18 protein-coding genes are annotated in these 17,749 nt (G+C 62.6%); 6 read left to right on the forward strand and 12 right to left on the reverse strand.

What is annotated here, in order from left to right:
- Positions 1–389: 389 nt before the first annotated feature.
- Positions 390–1,013, reverse strand: coding sequence for a DUF1236 domain-containing protein (locus tag VGO04_RS25320; RefSeq protein WP_327498718.1), 624 nt, complete (start codon positions 1,011–1,013; stop codon positions 390–392).
- Positions 1,014–1,164: 151 nt separating this feature from the next.
- Here VGO04_RS25320 and VGO04_RS25325 point away from each other — a divergent pair, with 151 nt between their 5' ends.
- Together VGO04_RS25325 and VGO04_RS25330 are read left to right on the forward strand one after the other, a co-directional pair.
- Positions 1,165–1,329 (forward strand): hypothetical protein, encoded by a 165-nt coding sequence (locus tag VGO04_RS25325; RefSeq protein ID WP_327498719.1) that lies wholly within the window; start codon positions 1,165–1,167, stop codon positions 1,327–1,329.
- A 171-nt stretch (positions 1,330–1,500) separates the two neighbouring features.
- Positions 1,501–2,142 carry an MBL fold metallo-hydrolase gene (locus VGO04_RS25330; RefSeq protein ID WP_327498720.1) on the forward strand — a complete coding sequence of 214 codons (642 nt, stop codon included), beginning with the start codon at positions 1,501–1,503 and terminating at the stop codon, positions 2,140–2,142.
- Between the two features lie 123 nt (positions 2,143–2,265).
- Here VGO04_RS25330 and VGO04_RS25335 read toward each other — a convergent pair whose 3' ends face one another.
- The 3 genes from VGO04_RS25335 to VGO04_RS25345 all read right to left on the reverse strand — a co-directional run bounded on the left by VGO04_RS25335 (position 2,266) and on the right by VGO04_RS25345 (position 4,732).
- Complete coding sequence (locus VGO04_RS25335; protein ID WP_327498721.1) at positions 2,266–2,712, reverse strand: BA14K family protein; 447 nt, start codon at positions 2,710–2,712, stop codon at positions 2,266–2,268.
- A 206-nt stretch (positions 2,713–2,918) separates the two neighbouring features.
- Complete coding sequence (locus VGO04_RS25340) at positions 2,919–3,134, reverse strand: cold-shock protein (RefSeq protein WP_327498722.1); 216 nt, start codon at positions 3,132–3,134, stop codon at positions 2,919–2,921.
- A 695-nt stretch (positions 3,135–3,829) separates the two neighbouring features.
- The gene (locus VGO04_RS25345; RefSeq protein WP_327498723.1) at positions 3,830–4,732 is read right to left on the reverse strand and encodes a DMT family transporter; all 903 of its coding nucleotides are present in this window, start codon (positions 4,730–4,732) and stop codon (positions 3,830–3,832) included.
- Positions 4,733–4,895: 163 nt separating this feature from the next.
- Between VGO04_RS25345 and VGO04_RS25350 the strand changes: the two genes are divergently transcribed.
- Positions 4,896–5,336 (forward strand): hypothetical protein, encoded by a 441-nt coding sequence (locus VGO04_RS25350; RefSeq protein ID WP_414650598.1) that lies wholly within the window; start codon positions 4,896–4,898, stop codon positions 5,334–5,336.
- Positions 5,337–5,432: 96 nt separating this feature from the next.
- Here the strand turns inward: VGO04_RS25350 and VGO04_RS25355 are convergent, their stop codons facing one another.
- The 3 genes from VGO04_RS25355 to VGO04_RS25365 all read right to left on the reverse strand — a co-directional run bounded on the left by VGO04_RS25355 (position 5,433) and on the right by VGO04_RS25365 (position 9,716).
- Positions 5,433–6,620: a PQQ-dependent sugar dehydrogenase gene (locus VGO04_RS25355; RefSeq protein ID WP_327498724.1), complete on the reverse strand. Its 1,188-nt coding sequence runs from the start codon at positions 6,618–6,620 to the stop codon at positions 5,433–5,435.
- Between the two features lie 83 nt (positions 6,621–6,703).
- Entirely contained in the window at positions 6,704–7,354 is a 651-nt protein-coding gene (locus VGO04_RS25360; RefSeq protein WP_327498745.1) for a class GN sortase, read from the reverse strand.
- A 7-nt stretch (positions 7,355–7,361) separates the two neighbouring features.
- Entirely contained in the window at positions 7,362–9,716 is a 2,355-nt protein-coding gene (locus VGO04_RS25365; protein WP_414650599.1) for a marine proteobacterial sortase target protein, read from the reverse strand.
- A 453-nt stretch (positions 9,717–10,169) separates the two neighbouring features.
- Between VGO04_RS25365 and VGO04_RS25370 the strand changes: the two genes are divergently transcribed.
- Complete coding sequence (locus VGO04_RS25370) at positions 10,170–11,372, forward strand: pyridoxal phosphate-dependent aminotransferase (RefSeq protein ID WP_327498725.1); 1,203 nt, start codon at positions 10,170–10,172, stop codon at positions 11,370–11,372.
- Between the two features lie 129 nt (positions 11,373–11,501).
- On the opposite strand, the gene VGO04_RS25375 is transcribed toward VGO04_RS25370, so the two are convergent.
- From VGO04_RS25375 to VGO04_RS25385, 3 genes are all read right to left on the reverse strand, one after another.
- Positions 11,502–11,807: an XRE family transcriptional regulator gene (locus VGO04_RS25375; RefSeq protein ID WP_327498726.1), complete on the reverse strand. Its 306-nt coding sequence runs from the start codon at positions 11,805–11,807 to the stop codon at positions 11,502–11,504.
- Between the two features lie 164 nt (positions 11,808–11,971).
- The gene (locus VGO04_RS25380; protein WP_327498727.1) at positions 11,972–12,850 is read right to left on the reverse strand and encodes an NAD(P)-dependent oxidoreductase; all 879 of its coding nucleotides are present in this window, start codon (positions 12,848–12,850) and stop codon (positions 11,972–11,974) included.
- Positions 12,851–12,872: 22 nt separating this feature from the next.
- Positions 12,873–13,634, reverse strand: a complete 762-nt coding sequence (locus VGO04_RS25385; RefSeq protein WP_327498728.1) for an SDR family oxidoreductase — start codon at positions 13,632–13,634, stop codon at positions 12,873–12,875.
- Between the two features lie 115 nt (positions 13,635–13,749).
- Between VGO04_RS25385 and VGO04_RS25390 the strand changes: the two genes are divergently transcribed.
- Complete coding sequence (locus tag VGO04_RS25390) at positions 13,750–14,640, forward strand: LysR substrate-binding domain-containing protein (protein WP_327498729.1); 891 nt, start codon at positions 13,750–13,752, stop codon at positions 14,638–14,640.
- A gap of 82 nt (positions 14,641–14,722) precedes the next feature.
- Here the strand turns inward: VGO04_RS25390 and carA are convergent, their stop codons facing one another.
- A complete protein-coding gene (carA, locus tag VGO04_RS25395) occupies positions 14,723–15,928 on the reverse strand; it encodes a glutamine-hydrolyzing carbamoyl-phosphate synthase small subunit (RefSeq protein WP_327498730.1) in 1,206 nt (401 codons plus the stop codon).
- 329 nt (positions 15,929–16,257) lie between these two features.
- Here carA and VGO04_RS25400 point away from each other — a divergent pair, with 329 nt between their 5' ends.
- Complete coding sequence (locus VGO04_RS25400) at positions 16,258–16,707, forward strand: GatB/YqeY domain-containing protein (RefSeq protein ID WP_327498731.1); 450 nt, start codon at positions 16,258–16,260, stop codon at positions 16,705–16,707.
- Here VGO04_RS25400 and VGO04_RS25405 read toward each other — a convergent pair.
- Positions 16,700–17,617, reverse strand: a complete 918-nt coding sequence (locus VGO04_RS25405; RefSeq protein WP_327498732.1) for a hypothetical protein — start codon at positions 17,615–17,617, stop codon at positions 16,700–16,702. The genes VGO04_RS25400 and VGO04_RS25405 overlap by 8 nt on opposite strands.
- Between the last annotated feature and the right edge of the window lie 132 nt (positions 17,618–17,749).

Below are 17,749 nucleotides of genomic sequence, written 5' to 3' on the forward strand. Positions count from 1 at the left end.
CTGGCCGCGTTGCCGCCGGCCGCCCCCGCGATCAATTGGGTAATGATAGGCATTAATGCTTCCATTGATCCCTCCGTGTCGTGGCTCGTCGTGGACGGGCCACTAAAAGCCGATGATCCGGCTTGAACAGGGTGAGACCGATTTTGAACTCTGTCAATTTCGCCGCGCGTCGGCGGTGCCGGCGGAACGTTTTGGTTGTTGAAATTGACTGATTTTGCAGCGGAAGCGGCATTCGGAGCGGGGTGAAGGCGTCGAACCGGGCCGTTTCGCATCGATTGCTACCGATTTCGAGAAATCGCCGCGAATGATTCGCGGCCTTATTTGCGGACTGGAACAGCCGTTGGGGTGAGCCTCCGGCGGCCGCCTGGCCGCCGGAGCAGGATCAAGGATTATCGATAGACATAAACGATGCGTCGCGTCGCGGGCTCGACCAGAACCGGTTGGCCGTTGATGCTGACATAGTCGTAGCTGTAGTCCGGCACGCGATGAACGGCGACGGATTCGGGCAGTTCGGCACCGACCACCACCTCGCCATCGAGATAGACCGTATCGCCGGGATTGGCCGTCACATAGGTGCGCACGGTGTCAGGCGGTGCGATCGGGTCAATCTGCTCGACAGGGCCGATCAGTTCGTCGCCGCTGCTGACGATGACAGGGTCGTTGGGTTGTGCCTCATAGGTGACGGCGGGAATGGCCAGATCGGCGCGGCGCTCCTGGACCACCACGGCCGAGCCTCCGAGATCGGTGGTCAGATACTGTGCATAGACCCAGCCGCGCACGCCGCCGACATCGATGCGGCACCATTTGCTGCCTTCGACGCAGCCGTCAATGATTGCGGTGCTGCCGCGGGCGGCAAGGCCGACAGTCGGATATTGGGGGCCCGGACCCGTGCGAATGTTGAGGTCTGTCACGGTCGTCGCGGTCATGGCTGCAAAGGCGGCGGGAATGCCGACCGTCAAGACCAGGCCTGCGGCTGCAGTGGCGCGCAACAGGGGGCGGGTAAACTTCACCATCGTCTTTACTCCTCTTTCTTAGCGAGGGCCAAACGCCGCGCCCCGCGGGGATGTTCCCACGGGAACGTCACGAAATGTGACGCTGTGACATGGTCTGCCTGCTGCCGCGCCCGACGGGCGAGGAGAACGAGCAGCAGGAGAGGGGACGAAAATGCAGGATATCAGGCCAGATCAGACCATCACCGCCGCGCGCAGCCTCAAGCCGGTCGTCAGGATCGTCGTTGCCGCCGAGATCGCAATTTCGGCTCTGCTGATGACCACCGTGCAGTGGCCACAGCCGCAGGCCGACACCACCCAAATCGCCGCGCTGCGCTGATTGGCGCTGTCAGAAGTGCGGATTGCCGCTATAGGAAGGATACGAGCTCCTGAAGCGCGTCGCGATCTTTCAGATTCGCTGCGTGCGCTTTAGGTTGTTGGTTTGTCGCATGTCGTTATCGCAATACCGCAACACACTTTTGCGCGACATGCTCTAGAGAGGCACACGCGCATGTTACAGGCGGGCATCATCCCGGTTACCCATTTCGAGCAGAACTGCACCGTGCTGTTCGACAGCGAGACCAAGGAAGGCGTGGTCGTCGATCCCGGCGGCGATGTCGATCTGATCCTGCAGACGGTTCGTGAAAACGGCATCACCCTGAAGGCGATCTGGATCACCCACGGCCATATCGACCATGCCGGCGGCGCCAAGGAACTGAAAGAGGCGCTCGGTCTCGAGATCATCGGTCCCCATAAGGACGACCTGCCATTGCTGGAAAGGCTGGAAACCCAGGCCGAGCGTTTCGGGTTGGCGATGAAGGTCCAGAACGTCATTCCCGACCGCTGGCTCGAAGAGGGCGACACGGTTTCTTTCGGTGACCATGTGTTCGAAGTGCTGCATTGCCCCGGCCATGCGCCAGGTCACGTCGTCTATTTCAACCGCGCGCAGAATTTCGCCCATGTCGGCGACGTGCTGTTTCACGGCTCGATCGGCCGCACCGACCTGCCGGGCGGCAACCATCAGCAGCTGCTCGATTCGATCCGCGACAAGATCCTGCCGCTTGGCGATACGGTCGGCTTCATCTGCGGCCACGGTCCGGGCGGCCAGATTGGCGAAGAACGCCGCACCAATCCCTATCTGCGCGGGCTCTGAAGTTACTCGCTGCTGCATGTGCGTCAGATGAGACGTGCGGCACTGTGACATTGAAAAAGCCCATGCCTTGGGAAAGGCATGGGCTTTTCTGTTCGTACGCTTTGGGCGATCGGCCCGCTTCGATTAGCCGGCAGTGCAGAAGTAGCTGCGACCGTCGTAGCCGCGGAACGTGCCGTTGTCGGGGTTGAACGAGCGGTAGCGCTGCGAGCAATAACGATACCAGGAGGGCGTCCACGGCTCGAGCGAGCGGTAGCCGCCGCCGTAGTTGTCGACGACGACAGGACGGGCACGGTAGACCGGACGCGGCTCGCGGTAGACGGGGCGCGGTTCGTAGTAGTCGTATTCCGGCTCCGGATCGATATAGACGCGCTCGTTGTAGCCGCCGTTGTAACGCGGCTGCGAAGCGATCGCGCCGCCGATCAGTGCGCCGGCCACCAGGCCTGCAGCACCCGCTGCCCATGCGTCGTCGTTGTTATGATGCCGGCCGCCGGCCTCAGCTGCACCGAAGGTCGGGATGACCATGGCGGCTGCGGCGACCGAGAGAACGGCGGCTTTGATGAACTTGTTCATGGGCTTCAATCCTATCGCATGACCGGATCAATCCGGATTTCATGATGAAGGAGGTTAACGCCGCCAAACTGAACCGAGCCTGAACAGAAAAACGGCAAAACGGCAGCCCAAAAATGGAGTAACCGGCACCGTTTCCGCACCCGGAAACAAAAAAACCCGGCAAGTATGCCGGGCTTCAACTTAGAATCTGTCAGCGGATACCGGGATTAACCCGAGATCTGCAGGTTGACCGCCTTCGGGCCTTTGCCACGGCGATCCGGTTCGGTGTCGAAGCTTACCTTCTGGTTTTCCGACAGACCGGTCAGGCCGGAAGCCTGAACTGCGGAAATATGTACGAAGATATCCGCACCACCGTTGTCAGGCTTGATAAAACCAAAGCCCTTGTCGGTGTTGAAGAATTTTACAGTGCCAGTTTCGGCCATGCGTCAGGTCCTTTTCTCTCCACCCGTTTGACGGACGGGTAGCATTGCAATGTGCCCGGATGGGCGTTGGCAGGCAGTTCTCGACGTTTGAGGAAAGGGTCCTGGTTACCGCAGCCAGCCATTGGAAAAGTCGCCTTGCGTGCTTCTTTCCGGTCTGGCCGCCCGGAGTTTTGCGTCTCCGGCCCGCTTTTATTTCAAGATCTTCCCATGTTCGCAGATTGCCCGAACAGAGTAAGATTGATGGGTTTATTTTGAATTGGCAAGCAAAACTTTTCGAGAGTGGTATTGCGTCTTGTCATTGCTCAAAATTCGGTCATTTCGGGGTTTGCCGGCGGTGGCAGAAGATATATCGCAAGCTGTTGAAATCACAGCTTTTTGAAAACAAGTGCTGCAAAATTGAGTGGTTTTTGCCAATTTTGGGTGCAATGCCGGCGAACTCGGGGAGAGCGCGGCGTAGTCTGCCATTGGCAACTCTCTGATATGTTTAACGCTTCCATCGCCGAGCGTTTCTTACGTAAATTTCTTGCAGAAAATCTAAAGGTATTGAATTGGGCCGCAAGGCGCGCTCCGTGACGCTGCGCAGCCGTGAAGCAACAGTCTCCCGGCTTGGAGCAATAGCAAGTAAAGCACCAGTCCAGCGTTTGCGATGACCGCTGATATAGTTTGTGACGGGCAGCCTTTTGCCGGCGCTGGCGTCAGGCCGCGGCACTGGCCTCCCGGCGCCGGCCCTTGGTCAGCTCGGGGATGAGTTCGACTGCAAGCATGGCCGCAAAGATGATGGCGCAGCCGGCATAACCGACGGGCGTGATGACTTCGCCGAGAAGCAGGACGCCGAAAAGGGCGGCAAACAGCGCCTCGCTCGACAGGAAGATCGCCGCCTGCGGCGCGGTCGTGTAGCGCTGACCGACCACCTGCAGGATGAAGGCAAGGCCGCTGGAAAAAATGCCCGCATAGAGGATCTCGAAGAGTGCGCCCTCGATGGCGGCGAAGCTCAGCGGCTCCATGTTTATCGCGAACAGGAGGCCAAGGACGGCGCAGACGGCAAATTGCGTCATCGACAGCAGCATCGGCCGGCCGCTGCTGGGAGCGAAGAGGCCGATGAGCAGCATCTGCACCGCCCAGAACAGGGCGCAAAGGATCGTCAGGTAGTCGCCGCCGGTCAGCGCCGACAGGGTGCCCCCGCTCAACAGGAAAATACCGAACAACGCCATCATGGCTCCCGGCCAGATGACCCAATGCGGCTTGCGCCGCAGGAACACCACCATCAGCACCGGCACGAAGACGACATAAAGCCCGGTCAGAAATCCGGAATTGGTCACGCTGGTGTCGAGCAAGCCGAACTGTTGCGTCACGGCGCCGGCAAAGAGCGCCAGGCCGATGAAGACGAAATTGCGCACGGTCGAAAGCTTGAGCGGCGCGGTGGCGCGCTTCGTTTCGACAATGGCCAAGGGCAGCGCGACAAGGGTCGCAATGGCAAAGCGCAGCGTGATGAACCAGAGTGGGCTGATCGCATCCATGGCCGTCGACTGCGCGACGAAGCCTGCGCCCCAGATCGCGCCTGAGATCAACAGGAACATATTGGCCTGAATGCGGGTCATGACTGCTCTCCTCCGACAGGGGCGTCTAGCAGTTGCGTTTCGGGGGGGCAAGGCTCATGGTCGAACCTCGCGAGATCATGGAGACGGCATTGGAACCGGCGAACAGGACGGCACCGAAGGCATCGTTTGTCTGCCCAGTGCCGACCGGTGGCCGGAGGGGCGGGTGGGCATCGTGATCGACAGCGGTTATTCCGGCACGCCGCTCGCGCGCAAGCTCGGCCTCAAGGATGGGCAGGCAGCCCTGTTGCTGGGCGTGCCGCCGGGGCTCGGCGAGATCGACGGCTTTCCGGGATTTTCGCGCTTGGAAACGTCGGTCGTCACGGTTGCGGCACGCAGTTGCGACTATCTCCACGTCTTTGAAACGGAGCGCTCGACGCTGGAAGGGCTCGCGGCCGACCTTGCCGCGCGGATGAAGCCGGACGGCACGCTCTGGGTCTCCTGGCCGAAGAAGGCATCGAAACGGCCGACGACGCTTGGGGAGGATGCGTTGCGCGAGATCTTCCTGCCGCTCGGCCTCGTCGATGTGAAGGTTTGCGCCATCGACGCCGTCTGGTCCGGGCTGAAGTTCGTCTTCCGCAAGGAGCTTCGCGACGGGCTGTCGTGACGTCCCATTGTTTCATCGGAACATTGGGATGATCCAGCTCTTTGTGACGGCGCAATTCCAGCCGGAAAACCGTCCGACACTTTTCCTGGAATTGCTCTATTGCGTCGCCCCCCTTGAGACGCGCAGCAGCGCCCCATCCTCCTCGTCCGTCACCATCAGCAAGGCTCCGTCGGGTGCGACCACCACGTCGCGGATGCGGCCGAACTCACCGTCGAACAGCCGTTCCTCAGCGCCGATGGCCCCGCTGTCGTCGCGTTCGAGCCGGGCGAGAAGCTGGTACTTCAGCGCCGCGACCAGGATGTTGCCGTCCCATTCCGGAAACATCTTGCCGCGATAGACGGTGAGCGCCCCCGGCGCGATCGAGGGATCCCAGTAGAAGAGCGGCTGGTCGAAGCCTTCCTTCGTGGTGCCCTCGCCAATCTCCGCGCCGGAATAGTCCTTGCCGTAGGTAATGACCGGCCAGCCGTAATTGTGTCCGGCCTGCGGATTGTTGATCTCGTCGCCGCCGCGCGCGCCGTGTTCGACGGTCAGGAGCGTGCCGTCCTTCGGGTCAAAGGTGATCCCTTGCGGGTTGCGATGGCCCTTCGACCAGATCTCCGCCAAACCATCGGTGCCGCCGCGATAGGGGTTCGATGCGGGAATGCTGCCATCGGCATTGATGTGCAGGATGGCGCCGGCGTGGTCGTGCGCATCCTGGGCGCGATCGCCTTCGCCGCGGTCGCCGATACCGAAAAACAGGCTGCCATCGGGCGCAATGGCAATGCGCGAGCCGAAATGCTGGCCCTTGCCGGTGAACTTGTTCATCCGGAAGAGTTCCTTGACGTCGCTGAGGCCGCTCTCGTCTGCCGCAAGCGTCGCGCGCACCACCGCCGTGCCGTAGCCACCGCCACCCGCGGCCGCCAGCGTCAGATAGAGTGTCCTGTTTTCGGCAAAGCCGGGATCAAGCGCGATGTCGAGCAGCCCGCCTTGACCGCGCTCGGCGACCTTGGGCACGCCGGAGAGCGGCTTCGAAGCCTTGCCGTCCCGCACGATCCGGAGCCGCCCCGGGCGCTCGCTGACGATGATGCCGCCATCGGGAAGCGCCTCCACCGACCAGGGATGTTCCAGCCCGGTCGTCAGCGTCTCGACACGCACGGTTCCATGCTGGCTTGGGAACTCGCGGGCTTCCTGCGCCTGTGCAGCGAAAGGAGAGGCGGTCGCTGCCAAGGCAACAGACCACGCCAAGGCTGAGAGGAGCCGCCTTCTGGCTGGCTGTTTCGACGCTCTAGCATCTGCTCGCGGCATTGCGTTTCTCCGGGCCGATTCGTTCAGCAGGCAAGCTGGAACGCTCGGCCCGGCGGTTCAAGTCACATCCGATCAAAAGCGGTTTATTTCGAGATCGAGCCCGTGATCAGCGGCACCGGACGCTGCTCGCCGATGAGTTCGGCGCTGACGATGTAGCGCATCGGCCCCTGTTTGATCGCATCGAACGGCCAGCAGGTCGCAAGCGCCAGATGGTGGCCGCTGGCGGACGCATTGATGCCGCTTTCGTCCCAGCGCGCCACCCGGCCTTCGCCGGCCCTAAACAGGAAGCGACGGCCGTCCTTTCGCGTCAGCACCAGCAGATCGCCGGGATTGACGTCTTTCAGCCAGCGGAAATGCGTGTCGCGATGGGCGGCAATGACGGAGGTGCCCTCGTCGCCCGGCTGCGGTGTCGTCGTCAGCCAGGCGGGGCCGAAGGCAAGCGCTTCGCCGGAGGCGCCTTCAAGCACGATGGCCGAACGGTTGAGACGCGGCGCAGTGATCTCGGCTGCCGTCTGGAAGTCGGCCCACGGCCAGGGCTTGCCATCAGGATTGCCATGCAACTGCGCCTCGAAGGTGCGCTTCAGCAGCACCTGCGAGACCTCGGCCTTCGCCTTCATGTAGAAACCCTTGCCGACCAGCATCAGGCCGGCAAGGGCAATCAACGCGATAATCGCAAGCACGATCGTCTCGGCCGCCGAGAGGCGGGCGAGAAAGCCCGAGCGTGGCTCGGGCATCTGGTTGTCAGCGGCCACGGCGGCGCACTCCGGCAAGGACGACGGCGGCGATCGGCCCGCGCCAGAAGACGAAGGTCGTGCCGGCGAGGAGGGCAAAGGCGAGCAGCATCAGGCCAACCAGGATCTGCTTGTCAGCTTCGGTTGCCGTCTGCGGCAGCGCCACCTGGTTGCTGGCCTCGGCGATCAGGCTTGCTGAGCGTGCCGTCGGTGCCGCCAACATTCGGTCCGCGGTCAGCATGGCAAGCTTCGTCTGGCTTTCGCGCGCGGCGTCGCGTTCATCGACCTTGCCGGGGAGGGTATCGGCGGGCTTTTCGCCGAAGACCTTGCCGAAGTCCCAGCCGGCCGGAAGGTTGAGCGGCAGCCGCGTTTCGCTGAGGTTCTGGTCGGCCGGGCGCGACGGCGTTTTGTCGACCGCAACGAGGCTCGTGACGCGCGAGACCAGGTGATGGGCAAGCGCCACCGCCTCGATCTGCCTGTCGAGCGATGCAGGATCGGCGATCGTCGACGCACTCGCTTCGAGATCATCGATCTTGCGGTGCGCCCAGAGCTTGGCGATGCCTTCGCCCGCCGAGGCCTTGGCGATGTCCATTTCGACCCGCCAGGGCTGGTCACCGGCCTTGCCGATGATCTGCAGTTTGCCCTCGGGCGCCGTGCCGTCGATCTCGGCCGTCAGCACGACAGGCTCGCCGCGGTAAAGATCGGGCATCGGGTTCGGCGTGATGTCGCCGGCAGACGCGCCCTCGAAGCTGGCGGAGATATCGGTCATTGCCGGGCTTTCGAGCTTGGTGAAAAGCTCGCCCATGCGGGTCGCCACCTCATTCTCCGAGCCGATCAGCGTGAAGGTGCCGCGGCCGTACTCGGCGGCCTTGGTCATGAAGTGGCTGTTCGGGGCCGAGCCGATGCCGACGGTAAAGACGCGGGCGTCGCCGCGGTTCTTCTGGATCTCGTCGAAGAGCTGGGTCTCGTTACCGATCGCGCCGTCGGTGAGGAAGACGACCTGGCGCAGCGCACCGGCCGAGACCGACCCTTGGGTGCGCAGCGCCGCTTCCAGTGCTGGCAACATCTCGGTGCCGCCGTCAGCCGTCAGGCCCCGCACATAGGCGATCGCGTCTTCGCGCCTGTCCGGTGTCGCTTCGACCAGTGACGGGAAGTGCACGGACATGGTGTCGTCGAAACGGATGACGTTGAAGCGGTCATCGGGCTTCAACCGGGAGATCGCCAGCGCCAGGCTCGCCTTGGCCTGTTCCATCGAAGGGCCGGCCATCGACCCGGAATTGTCGATGACAAAGACGACTTCGCGCTTGACCGGCTTGACGTCGGTTGGCGTTGCGGTGGCCGGTGGCGTGACGAAGGAGAGCAGATAGGTCTTGTTGCCGACCGTCTCGCGGAAGAGACCGGCATAGGGGCTCTTGCCCGCGATTGCCTTCCAGGTGAGCTCGAAATCGCGATCGGCCGGCACGCTGTCGGCTTTCAGCGTAATGCGGCGGCCGAGATCGTCGAGATTGGCGACATCGACATCGTGATAGCCGGATTTCACCTCGCCGAGCGGGAAGCCTGCCTTGAGGTTCACGGTCAGCGTCACCGGGTTGATCTTGGCGTTTTGCTTGGGGTCGAGAACGGGCGCTTCGATCTTGCCGCGGTCGGGAACCGGATCGCTGACCGCATAGCCGGTGCGGCTGTCGAGATCGACGGTCTGGACGATCGGCTCGGGATTGTAGCGGGGCGCGACAACCATCGGGAAGCGCAGCGAATAGAGGCCGTTCGACTGACGAACCGCGCTCTGGTATTCGATCTGCACGACGATCGTTTCGCCCGGGCCGATATTGGCGACCTGGTTGGTGAAGATGTTGGGGCGCTGCTGTTCGAGCAGGGCCGCCTTCTTGCCCTCGGCCTTCGCCTGCTCGTAGATTTCCTTGGCGACCGCGCGCGGCTTGATGTCACCTTCGATGAAGCGGTCGCCGATCTGCATCTTCAGCGTATCGACGGCCGAATCTTCGGGCAGGGGAACGACATAGGTGCCTTCGACCCAGCCCTTGCTCGGGTTCTCGAAGCGCTGGGTGACGCGGGTGCGCATGATCGGGCCGTTGACGTCGATCTGAACGTCGGTCGCAAGCCTCGGCGCTTCGACGAAATAGCCTGGCTCCTTCGACGGGAAGAGCAGGGCGCCGGTGCCGACGTCATTGGGGCGAACGTAGCCCGCCATCTGCTGCGGCCTGGCGTTGACGGTTTGCGCTGAGGCCTGGGTCATCAGGCCGACGATCATCAGGATGCAGGCGGCAAGGGCCGCAACGGCCAGATACATGCCCCAGCGCGCTTCGTTCTGACCTGTTCTGGAAGAGGCGATTTCGTCGTCGAGAAACATTGCATAACCCCCGTAATGCGAATGTGTTCGGATCATCGAAGGAAAAGCCCGGAAACCGGCTGTTGCTGGACGGAATTGCGGCGGTCCGCGACAGTTGTGATGGCTAAATTATGGCATTTCGAAAAATGCCTGATGACGCTGATTTTTTTGAATAAATAGTGATCACCAACCGTTTCTGGTTGTTATGGATCGTGGCCATTTGAAGTGGCGCTGGCGGCGCATTTTGTGGTGGCTCACTGGCGGTCGTCGGGACGTCACTGATCGCGACGGGTGATCGACGGCGCTGATGGCACTCATGAAACTTTGTCATGGTGACGCTTTTTGCCCGCGTTTCCGGCGTTTTTGCCGTTCCGGCGCTTGCAAGACCGGGCGTCTTTCGACATAGACCTAACCGCTATGGAGCCTGCTTTTCCGTAGCGATCACCTCGTCTCGAAACGATCAGGACCTTCACCATGGCCTTCCTTGCCGATGCCCTTTCCCGTGTAAAGCCTTCCGCCACCATCGCCGTTTCGCAGAAAGCCCGTGAGCTGAAAGCGAAAGGCCGCGATGTGATCGGCCTTGGCGCCGGTGAGCCGGACTTCGACACGCCCGACAATATCAAGAAGGCAGCGATCGACGCGATCAACCGCGGCGAGACGAAGTACACGCCGGTTTCCGGCATTCCGGAACTGCGCGAAGCGATCGCCAAGAAGTTCAAGCGCGAGAACAACCTCGACTACACCGCCGCCCAGACGATCGTCGGCACCGGTGGAAAGCAGATTCTTTTCAACGCCTTCATGGCGACGCTGAACGCGGGCGATGAAGTCGTCATCCCGGCACCCTACTGGGTTTCCTACCCGGAAATGGTGGCGCTGTGCGGCGGTACGCCGGTGACGGTTTCGACCAAGCAGGAAAACAACTTCAAGCTCAAGGCGGAGGACCTGGAAAAGGCGATCACGCCTAAGACCAAGTGGTTCATCTTCAATTCGCCGTCCAACCCGTCGGGCGCCGCCTACAGCCATGCCGAGCTGAAGGCGCTGACCGACGTCCTGATGAAGCACCCGCATGTCTGGATCCTCACCGACGACATGTACGAGCACCTGACCTATGGCGACTTCAAGTTCGCGACCCCGGTCGAAGTCGAGCCCGGCCTCTACGACCGCACGCTGACGATGAACGGCGTCTCCAAGGCCTATGCCATGACCGGCTGGCGTATCGGTTACGCGGCCGGCCCGCTGCAGCTCATCAAGGCCATGGACATGATCCAGGGCCAGCAGACCTCGGGCGCGACCTCGATCGCTCAGTGGGCTGCCGTCGAGGCGCTGAACGGCACGCAGCACTTCATCCCCGAGAACAAGAAGATCTTCGAAGGCCGCCGCGATCTCGTCGTCTCGATGCTGAACCAGGCCAAGGGCATCTCTTGCCCGACGCCGGAAGGCGCCTTCTACGTCTATCCGTCCTGCGCCGGCCTCATCGGCAAGACCGCGCCGTCGGGCAAGGTCATCGAGACGGACGAAGACTTCGTGTCGGAACTGCTCGAATCCGAAGGCGTTGCCGTCGTCCATGGTTCGGCCTTCGGTCTCGGCCCGAACTTCCGCATCTCCTACGCGACCTCGGAAGCGCAGCTCGAAGAAGCTTGCCGCCGCATCCAGCGTTTCTGCGCTGCCTGCAAGTAAGCTCGGGACGTTCCACTCAATGAAAAAGCCCGCCGGCAACGGCGGGCTTTTTTTGTTCAGATGTTGATTCAACTGGGCGGCAATCTGATTCAAACCGGCTGCTCAAGTCCTTGAAATCAGATTCAAAAATCAAGCGCCGGGCACCTCGTCGTCGCCAACGACACCGCCCTCGCTTTCGAGGATCGAGAGGCGGCGAGCCTCGGAGCGGGTGAATTTCAGGCAGACTCCGATGCCGCGCTCGCCTTCGGGGAGAAACATGGCGCCGGCATTTTCGAGTGCGTGCGTCAGCGACTGGATCACCGCGTCGGCCGGTTTTTCCAGCTTGCGCTCGAATTTCAGGATCGTGTCTTCGTCGACGCCGGAGAAGGTCGCCAGCATCTCGCGCGAGATCTCGATGAGTGCGCGGGCGGCGCGGCACTGTGAACCTGTAATCATGGTCACCTCCAGTTGCGGCGAGGATGCGCGAAGGCGGCCAACGGGTCAACCGCTGGCAAACGACCCGCGGCGTTGGATCGCGGGGCCTTTGCCTGCTGTCAGCTTGCGGCGCGGTGCCGATAGCCATGCGGACGGACTTGTGGCCGTACCGCAAAGGGCACTCTCTACTTTCCCCGCATCGCCTCGATGATGCCGGAGGCCTCGTCGCTGCCGAAGCCGGCGGCGAGGCGTTTTTTCGCCAGCCGTTCGATCGGCTCCATGAAGGCAGGATCGATGCCCAGGCTGTGGCTTGCGGCGACGATGTTGCTGATCGCCACCGATTGCATCTGAAGGTTCGACATGACGTCGCGGGCGTGGTCGCCGCTGTCGATCCGCTCGGCATAGTCGGGCAGCGCCGTCATCATCGCTGCCAGCCAGGGCTCGACCAGGGGCAGGAACTCTTTGGCGGTGAAGCCGACGCTGCCGGCGAGCGCCGTTGCGTGCAGGTAGCCGCCGAAGAGGCCGTACATCGCCGACAGCAAGGCGAGGTCGCTGACCGCGGCGAGAACAGGATCTTCGCCGAGATAATGGCTCTGGCCGAAGGCCGCCAGTTGCTCCTTGGCATCTTCGAATGCATCGGCGCTGCCGCTGTAGAGAATGAAGGCATGCGGCGTGCCGATCATCGGTGGCGTCGCCATGATACCGCCGTCGAGATAGCGCGCGCCTTGGCTGCCAAGTGCGGTGGAGAGCGCCCGGACCTCGTCCGGACGGCCGTTGGTGAGATTGACGATTGTCTTGCCTGTAATCGCCGCACCGTGGCCTGCAAGCGTGGCGTCGACGGCGGCGTAGAGGCACAGATTGACCACGTCACTTGTTGCAAGAGCCTCGGCGACCGTTGCCGCCCGGCGAGCGCCGCGGGCAAGCAGCGCTTCAGCCCGCGCCGAGGTGCGGTTCCAGACGGTGACGGTATTGCCCGTGTCGATGAGGATGCTGGCGAGTGCCGTACCCATGGCACCGAGGCCGATGATCGAAATGGCCTTGGGTTCAAGTTCGTGTTCCGACATCTTGTTGCTCCGCTTCGAGGGGTCAGGCAGCGGGTGACAATTGCTGGCCGAGGCCGCCATCGACCGTCAGTTTCGCACCGGTGGTAAACGTCGCGTCGAAGGCGAGGAACAGCACGGCGCGTGCCACTTCGTCCGCCGTGCCGTTGCGGCCCATCGGGGTGATCGCGTCGCCGAGCGCCTTGAACTCGGCGCGCTCGGCATCGGTGATGTCGGCCACGCCCTTGGTCGGCGTGTCGATGAAGCCGGGGCTGACCGAGTTGACCCGGATCCCGCGTGGCAGCAGTTCGGCGGCAAAGACGGAGGCAAACGAGATCAGCGCCGCCTTGCTGCCGCTATAGACCGCCATGCCCGGGTGGCCGCCGACATCGGCGACCGACGAAGTGAAGACGATCGAGCCACCGTCGCGGATCAGCGGCGCCAGGCGCTGGACGGTGAAGAAGGCCCCCTTGGTGTTGATCGTGAACTGGCGGTCAAAGGAGGCCTCCGTCACCTGGTCGAAGGGTTCGAGCAGCGACGTGCCGGCGTTGACGTGCAACAGGTCGATCGCGCCGAGCTTCTGCCCGACGGTCGCCCCGAGCACGGCGATCTCGCCAAGGTCGGAGATGTCGGACCGAACAGCATGGACGCGGGGTCCGAAGCGGCCTTGGATCTTGGCGAGGTTGGCCTCGTTGTTGCCGGTCAGAAGCACTTCGGCGCCGCCATCGACGAGCCGCTCGACCGTCGCAAGACCCATGCCGTGCGTGCCGCCGATGACGACGGCTTTCTTGTTCTGATAGTGACCCATGGTCTCTTCCTTCGATATCAGGTTTCGATGAAGAAGAGATAGTTTCATGGACGATATTGCGAAAGTCGGCCAGATGTGGATGTATCGTCCACATCAGTAGACATTGGATGCAGCGATGCGCAATCTCAACGACTTCATCGTCTTTGCCCATGTGGTCGATCACAAGGGCTTCGCGCCGGCGGCACGGGCGCTGAACGTGCCGAAATCGACGCTGAGCAAGCGCGTGGCCGAACTGGAAAAGACGCTCGGCGTCCGGCTGATCAACCGCACGTCGCGTCGCTTCACCGTGACCGAGGTCGGCGAGGATTTCTATCGCCATGCCGCGGCTATGCTGATCGAGGCGGAGGCGGCCGAGGCTGTCGTCATGGGACGACTTGCCGAACCGAGCGGTACGGTCAGGATCACCGCCTCGGTGCCGACGGCGCAGATGATGCTGGCAGGGCTCCTGCCGCCCTTGGCGCAGGCCTATCCGAAGATGCGGGTGATGCTGCATGCGACCGACCGTTTCGTCGATGTCGTGCAGGAAGGCTTCGACATTGCCGTGCGCGATCACTTCGCTCCTCTTCCTGACTCTGGAATGGTGCAGCGGCGGGTGGCAACGGACGCGATCCTGCTGGTGGCAGCGCCGGCCTATCTCGAACTTCGCGGCCTTCCGCGCGAGCCGAGCGACCTTTCCCGCCACGACGGGCTTCTCGCCTCCCTGACCGCGGAGGGATGGACGATGCGCAATAACGCAGGCGTGGTCGTCAGGGCTCGCCCCCTGCCGCGTTTCCTTGCGGACGAATCCCACGTGCTGCTCTCGGCTGCCGTCTCCGGCCTCGGCATCACCGCGTTGCCGCGAAAGATCTGCCGGGCGGAACTCGATGCGGGCAGTCTGGTGCGGGTACTGCCTGACTGGGAGGCGGGCAGCGTGACGACGACGCTGTTGATGCCGCACAGACGCGGACAGTTGCCGTCGGTGCGCGCGGTGGTCGACTTCATCGCCGGCCATCTGCCTGGCGGCTGAGGACAGGTGGGCGCCAAAGACTTTGCCTGAAAAACAAAGGCCCGCTCGGGGCGGGCCTTCAAGATCTGTATGGGGCGATTGCTCAGCGCTCGGCGAGGGCCGGTTCGCCCTTCTTCTCGCGCACCAGGTTCATGAACCGGCGGAAGAGGTAGTGGCTGTCCTGCGGGCCTGGCGAGGCTTCCGGGTGGTGCTGCACCGAGAACACCGGCTTGCCGGCGACGCGCAGGCCGCAATTGGTGCCGTCGAACAGCGAAATGTGAGTCTCTTCAACGCCTTCCGGCAGCGACTTCGAATCGACCGCGAAGCCGTGGTTCATCGAGACGATCTCGACCTTGCCCGTCGTGTGGTCCTTGACCGGATGGTTGGCGCCGTGGTGGCCCTGGTGCATCTTCTCGGTCTTGCCGCCGAGCGCCAGCGCCAGCATCTGGTGGCCGAGGCAGATGCCGAACACCGGAATGTCGGTCTTCAGGAGATCCTGGATAACCGGCACGGCATATTCGCCAGTCGCGGCCGGGTCGCCCGGGCCGTTGGAAAGGAAGATGCCGTCCGGCTTCTGGGCAAGCACTTCTTCGGCGGTCGTCGTTGCCGGCATCACGGTGACGCGGGCGTTGAGGCCGGTAAAGAGGCGCAGGATGTTGCGCTTGACGCCGTAATCGAGGGCGACGACGTGATAGGCCGCCTCTGTCTCGCCGAGCGTGGAGAAGCCTTCGTCCCAGACCCAGGGCTTCTCGGTCCACTGCGACGACTGACCCGATGTGGCAACCTTGGCGAGGTCGAGGCCTTCAAGCCCGCTCCAGGCCTTGGCCTCCGCCTTCAGCGTCTCGATGTCGAAGACGCCTTGGGGGTCATGGGCGATGACGGCGTTGGGCATGCCGTTTTCGCGGATCCAGGCGGTGAGCGCGCGGGTGTCGATGCCGCAGAGCCCGATGATGCCGCGGGCCTTCAGCCAGGCGTCGAGGTGCTTGACGGCCCGGTAGTTCGACGGGTCGGTGATGTCGGCCTTGAAGATGACGCCGACCGCGCCGTGGCGTGCTGCCGGCGTCAGGTCTTCGATGTCCTCGTCATTGGCGCCGATGTTGCCGATATGCGGGAAGGTGAAGGTGACGATCTGGCTGAGATAGGAGGGATCGGTCAGGATTTCCTGGTAGCCGGTCAGCGCTGTGTTGAAGCAGACTTCCGCCTGCACCTTGCCGGTCGCGCCGATGCCCTTGCCTTCGATGACGGTGCCGTCGGCCAGAACGAGCAAAGCGGTGGGTTTTTCAGTGGTCCATGCGGGTGTCGCGGTCATCGTTCCTATCCCGTTGCGGCGTGAAGCGCGGGGCTTGAAAGCCCGGCGGCTGATCGCCATTTCATGTGCTCAGGCATGGACGCGCGGAAACCCCGCGGAAAGTGCTCTCATGCCGATGTTGTGCAGGTGCGGGAAAATAGCCAAAGCGCCCTTCCGGGTCAACCGGGCACCCATGAATTGTCTGGAAATAAAATTCCTTTTAATTCAATTGGTTGCGTATTCCGTTTGATTGCGCCTGTCACACTGGTTTAAGACGACGGCAACAATGATGGTTTCGAACCGGTTCCGGGCAGAGCACCGCGGGCCGGTTTCGACATGGAGTATGGATAATGCGCGACCAGTTCGCAGAAGCACTGAAGGAAGCCCTCAAAGCCAAGGACGCCCGGCGTACCTCGACCGTGCGGCTGATCCAGGCGGCGATCAAGGACCGGGATATCGCCAATCGCGGCCAGGGCAAGGACCCGGTCGGCGATGACGAGATCCTGCAGATCCTCGCCAAGATGATCAAGCAGCGCGAAGAGTCGGCCCGCATGTATAATGAGGGCGGTCGGCCGGAGCTTGCCGAGCAGGAGCGCCAGGAAATCGTGATCATCAACCTGTTTCTCCCGGCCCAGCTGCCGGAGGAAAAGGTGAAGGAACTCTGCGCTTCGATCATTCAGGAGACCGGCGCGCACGGCCTGCGCGACATGGGCAAGTGCATGAATGCGCTCAAGGAGCGCTATCCCGGCCAGATGGACTTTGCCAAGGCTTCCGGCCTGGTGAAAGACCTGCTCAAATAAGGACTGCGGTCCGTTCTGGCGCCCGTGCGAATGCTGCGGGCGCCAGCTTTTCGTCATTCGCCTGAAAGACGATTTCAAACGCCCGATCGATCAGGGCGAACTTCTCCGCCTGATAATCCCAATATTCACGAATAAAGCCCTTCGACAGCCATACGTTGCCGCGCCCCGGCGTTCGCTCCCATCCCATTTCGCCTATCAGCGCGGCCTTGTCGAAGATCCGCTTGAGATGGGTTTTCGAGATCATGAAACGGTCGCTCAAATCGCCGGGTGAAACGGGCCCGATCACCACCCGTTCGGCTTCAGGGTCGAACCTGTCGATACGGGAAAAGAGATCGTCCATCACCACCCCGCCGGAGTTGACCCAGGTGAAGAGGTCGAATGTCGGACCGGGGCGGCGAACGCGGTCGTTGCCGACAAGCGCGTAGGCGGTCGCCGACTGCAGGTCGCCGAAGCGATCCGGCTCACGGCTAAGCGTGGCGACGCGCGACCGGCCGTCGAGCAGGTCCAGGATCGCCAGATGGGCACACAACCATTTCCAGACATAGTCGAGAGCGGTTTCGGTTGGCTCCAGGGGCCGGTTGCGCTTGTTCGGCTGTACGGACGCGTAGCGGGCAAACCGATAGGCGACCATCTCCTGGACGAAGGCGGCTGCCGTGTTCCGGCTGGCGATGTCGTTGGCGACGACGTAGTCGATGAAGCGGCCGCTATAGAGACCGCTCGAGGGGTCGCCGGGCTGGTGATCGTTGTGGAGAGCGAGGCCCGACTGGGCCATCAGCCAGCGCTGCTGCGACGCAAAGATCGAAGCGAGCCGCGGGTTGTCCGCATACATCGTCACCATGCCGCGGGCGTAACTGAGCACGGCATGAAAGAAAGCGGGGCTGGACGCGAGCGCTTCAACGGCGATGGACATGGCGGGTGTTCCAGTTCGGAGATGGCGAATTCATGCCGTTCGCCCGGGCGGAGTCAACGCCGCCTTGGGCTTTCAGAAAAATTTCAGAACAGCTTCAGCGACGTCGCGAGTGGACGCGTTTCCCGATTCCAT

Source organism: Ensifer sp. (assembly GCF_035999185.1).
Classification (GTDB): domain Bacteria; phylum Pseudomonadota; class Alphaproteobacteria; order Rhizobiales; family Rhizobiaceae; genus Ensifer.

Excerpts from the sequence above, each read along its gene's own strand:
- VGO04_RS25320 (WP_327498718.1), bottom strand. The coding sequence starts at position 1,013 with ATGGTGAAGTTTACCCGCCCCCTGTTGCGCGCCACTGCAGCCGCAGGC.
- VGO04_RS25325 (WP_327498719.1), top strand. The coding sequence starts at position 1,165 with ATGCAGGATATCAGGCCAGATCAGACCATCACCGCCGCGCGCAGCCTC.
- VGO04_RS25330 (WP_327498720.1), top strand. The coding sequence starts at position 1,501 with ATGTTACAGGCGGGCATCATCCCGGTTACCCATTTCGAGCAGAACTGC.
- VGO04_RS25335 (WP_327498721.1), bottom strand. The coding sequence starts at position 2,712 with ATGAACAAGTTCATCAAAGCCGCCGTTCTCTCGGTCGCCGCAGCCGCC.
- VGO04_RS25340 (WP_327498722.1), bottom strand. The coding sequence starts at position 3,134 with ATGGCCGAAACTGGCACTGTAAAATTCTTCAACACCGACAAGGGCTTT.
- VGO04_RS25345 (WP_327498723.1), bottom strand. The coding sequence starts at position 4,732 with ATGACCCGCATTCAGGCCAATATGTTCCTGTTGATCTCAGGCGCGATC.
- VGO04_RS25355 (WP_327498724.1), bottom strand. The coding sequence starts at position 6,620 with ATGCCGCGAGCAGATGCTAGAGCGTCGAAACAGCCAGCCAGAAGGCGG.
- VGO04_RS25360 (WP_327498745.1), bottom strand. The coding sequence starts at position 7,354 with ATGCCCGAGCCACGCTCGGGCTTTCTCGCCCGCCTCTCGGCGGCCGAG.
- VGO04_RS25365 (WP_414650599.1), bottom strand. The coding sequence starts at position 9,716 with ATGTTTCTCGACGACGAAATCGCCTCTTCCAGAACAGGTCAGAACGAA.
- VGO04_RS25370 (WP_327498725.1), top strand. The coding sequence starts at position 10,170 with ATGGCCTTCCTTGCCGATGCCCTTTCCCGTGTAAAGCCTTCCGCCACC.
- VGO04_RS25375 (WP_327498726.1), bottom strand. The coding sequence starts at position 11,807 with ATGATTACAGGTTCACAGTGCCGCGCCGCCCGCGCACTCATCGAGATC.
- VGO04_RS25380 (WP_327498727.1), bottom strand. The coding sequence starts at position 12,850 with ATGTCGGAACACGAACTTGAACCCAAGGCCATTTCGATCATCGGCCTC.
- VGO04_RS25385 (WP_327498728.1), bottom strand. The coding sequence starts at position 13,634 with ATGGGTCACTATCAGAACAAGAAAGCCGTCGTCATCGGCGGCACGCAC.
- VGO04_RS25390 (WP_327498729.1), top strand. The coding sequence starts at position 13,750 with ATGCGCAATCTCAACGACTTCATCGTCTTTGCCCATGTGGTCGATCAC.
- carA (WP_327498730.1), bottom strand. The coding sequence starts at position 15,928 with ATGACCGCGACACCCGCATGGACCACTGAAAAACCCACCGCTTTGCTC.
- VGO04_RS25400 (WP_327498731.1), top strand. The coding sequence starts at position 16,258 with ATGCGCGACCAGTTCGCAGAAGCACTGAAGGAAGCCCTCAAAGCCAAG.
- VGO04_RS25405 (WP_327498732.1), bottom strand. The coding sequence starts at position 17,617 with ATGTCCATCGCCGTTGAAGCGCTCGCGTCCAGCCCCGCTTTCTTTCAT.